Here is a 1368-nt window from a genome sequence, read left to right as displayed (position 1 = left end):
TGTCTGAATTTTTGTGTGCAAGGCAGATAGAGACCTGCCGTCTGGCAGGACGTCAATTGCATTCTACAAATGATTCCTGGTGAAGCGATCCTCGTAGAGGATCGCGAACTGGTTCATCGCGGCTTTCCAGTCATGCGCGGCACGGCTCCAGTCAGCCGTGATATTGCGCAAGGCCAGCCACAGCAGTTTGGTCGCGGCCTCGTCCGTCGGGAAGTGCCCACGCGTCTTGACGATCTTGCGTAGCCGGGCATTCACGCTTTCGATGGCGTTGGTCGTGTAGATCACCTTGCGCACCGCTGGCGGAAACGCGAAGAAGGGGATCACGCGATCCCAGGCCCGGCGCCAGGCGGCCACCACAGTCGGGAATTTCTGGCCCCACTCGCCCTGTTCGAACGCGTCCAGTTCGGCCTGGGCGGCTTCAGCGCCCGCAGCCGTATAGATCGGCTTGATGGCAGCCGCCAGCCCCCGTCGGTCTTTCCAGCTCGCGTAGTCCAGCGAGTTGCGGATCAGATGCACGATACAGGTCTGCAGGGTGGTGGCCGGAAACACCGCGCCCAGCGCTTCAGGCATGCCCTTGAGGCCATCCGTGACCGCGATCAGGATGTCCTGCACGCCACGCACCTTCAGGTCGCTGAACACCTTCATCCAGAACTTCGCGCCCTCCGTGTTCTCGATCCACAGTCCCAGGATGTCCCGTGTGCCGTCCGGCAGGATACCCAGCGCCAGATAGATCGCCTTGTTGCGCACGAGCCCTTCCTCGCGGATCTTGACGCGCAGTGCATCGAAGAACACCACCGGGTACATCGGCTCAAGCGGGCGCGCCTGCCACGCAGCCACCTCGTCCATCACTGCATCGGTCACTGAACTGATGAACTCCGGCGACACCTCGGTGCCGTACTGCTCGGCCAGAAACCCCTGGATCTCGCGCACCGTCATGCCGCGCGCGTACATCGCGATGATCTTGTCGTCAAAGCCCGTAAAGCGCCGTTCGTGCTTCGGAATCAGGATCGGCGCAAAGCTGCCGTCGCGGTCACGAGGGATCTCCAGGCGCAGCGGACCGTCGTCGGTCAGCACCGTCTTGCCGCTCTTGCCGTTGCGCTGGTTGGTCGCGTCTTCGGGCCGCACGGCGCCGGCCGGATAGCCCAGATGGTGTCCCAGTTCGGCGCCCAGCGCCCGCTCGATCAGCGCCTTCTTGAACGCCGCTGAGGCGGCATGCACCGCCTCGGCAGTCATCGGCCCCTTCACGAACTGGTCGATCAGTTCCTTCGGAATGGACGGCAACGCTGTCTGGGCCTCGGGGCTCGTCTTGGGTTTGCGTGGCATACATGCTCCTTGAGCTACATGTTATGCCTTACACACAAAATTTAT

1 protein-coding gene is annotated in these 1368 nt (G+C 62.4%); it reads right to left on the bottom strand.

Annotated elements, in window-relative coordinates; genetic code table 11:
• Positions 1–63 precede the first annotated feature (63 nt).
• Complete coding sequence (locus tag P3T21_RS38380) at positions 64–1323, bottom strand: IS256 family transposase (RefSeq protein WP_429261054.1); 1260 nt, start codon at positions 1321–1323, stop codon at positions 64–66.
• Between the last annotated feature and the right edge of the window lie 45 nt (positions 1324–1368).

Origin of the sequence: Paraburkholderia sp. GAS334, from assembly GCF_050436625.1 — a bacterium.
GTDB lineage: Bacteria > Pseudomonadota > Gammaproteobacteria > Burkholderiales > Burkholderiaceae > Paraburkholderia.
This window is presented reverse-complemented; position numbering and strand designations above follow the sequence as displayed.

Coding starts and splice junctions, on each gene's coding strand:
- P3T21_RS38380 (WP_429261054.1), bottom strand. CDS start 1,323: ATGCCACGCAAACCCAAGACGAGCCCCGAGGCCCAGACAGCGTTGCCG.